The sequence below is a fragment of the Kitasatospora sp. MY 5-36 genome (genome assembly GCF_001182915.1).
Lineage (GTDB): Bacteria > Actinomycetota > Actinomycetes > Streptomycetales > Streptomycetaceae > Kitasatospora.
Window position 1 is genome coordinate 1 of the sequence record NZ_LFVW01001232.1, and the last position, 1,266, is coordinate 1,266.

Annotated in this window: 2 pseudogenes; one reads left to right on the top strand and one right to left on the bottom strand. The window is 79.1% G+C overall.

Annotated elements, in window-relative coordinates:
- Positions 1 to 704 (top strand): annotated as a pseudogene (locus tag AE652_RS49380) (serine/threonine protein kinase); the annotation flags it as partial.
- A gap of 16 nt (positions 705 to 720) precedes the next feature.
- Here AE652_RS49380 and AE652_RS41610 read toward each other — a convergent pair.
- Positions 721 to 1,266, bottom strand: a pseudogene (locus AE652_RS41610) (AfsR family transcriptional regulator); the annotation flags it as partial.

The following is a 1,266-nucleotide window of genomic DNA, read 5'->3' on the forward strand; positions in this document are numbered from 1 at the left end:
CCCGGCTGCGGCTGGCGGACGCGCTGGACAGCCCCCGGGAGCTGGTCCACGCGCTGGACGACGCACGGGAGTTGGCCGCGGTGCTGGGCGGCGGGCCGGTGCCCGGGCTGGACGAGCCCGCGGCCGCCGGGCTGCTGTACGGGCTGGCGGGTGTCGCGCTGCTCCAGCTGCGGCTGTACCGGCGGACCGGGGAGCGGTGGCTGCTGGACTCCGGGCGGGTGGCGCTGGAGCGGGCGGTGGCGCGGTGCGTCCGGGTGCCCGACGGGTCCGCGCAGGTGCTGGAGTCCGGGCGCAGGCTGGCCTACCTGGACCGTGGCAGCAGCGGGATCGCGCTGGTGCTGCGGGAGTACCTGGAGCACGGCGAACTGCCGGGCGGGGAGGCCTTCCTGGCCGATGTGCGGAAGGTCTGCGCGCCCGGGTTCATCCGGGAGCCGGGGCTGTTCCGGGGCCGGGTCGGGCTGACGCTGGCGCTGGACCGGCTGGGCGGGGCGCCGGCCCGGGAGGCGGTGCTCGGCCAGGTGGGCCGGCTCCAGTGGCACCTGGTGGCCCGGCCGGAGGGGCTGCTGGTGCCGGGGATGCGGCTGCGGCGCTTCTCGGCGGACCTGCACACGGGGGCGGCCGGGGTGCTGCTGGCGCTGTCCGGGCTGACGGAGGGGCGCGGGGCGGAGCGGGCGGACGTGCTGGACCTGCTGACCCTGGGGTGAGCCGGTCCTGGGGCTGTCACACGGGTTCCGGGGACCGCGCGGGCGCCGCGACGGCGGTCTGCGGTGCCCCGACGGTCTCCGGTGCCCCGACGGCGGTCTGCACCGCCCGCTCCCGGGCGTGCAGATGGGTGAGCCGGGGCAGGGCGTACAGCGCGGCGTGGGCGGTGACCTCGCCGGTGGGGGAGGTCACCGCCCCGGTGTCGGTGAGCGCCTCCAGGGTGCGCAGGGCGAGCCGTTCGGGCCGGCCGAGGGCGGCGGCGGCCTCCGGGAGGGTGAAGAGCAGGGCGAGCGGCAGGGCGGCGAGCCGGGCGAGGGCGAGCCGGCCCTGGTCGGTGAGGTCGCGCCAGCCGGAGTCCAGCCGGGCCCGGACGGTGACGTCTCCGGCGACCAGTTCGTCCAGGGCGCCCGCCGGGTCCTCCAGCCGGGCCGCGTACTCGGCCAGCGGGAGGTGGCGCAGCACGGCCAGCCGGGTGCCCGCGACCCGTACGGCGAGCGGCAGCAGCCCGCAGGCGGCCGCGATCCGGGCGGCGGCGGCCGACGGGTGCTCCGGGGCCGATCTCAC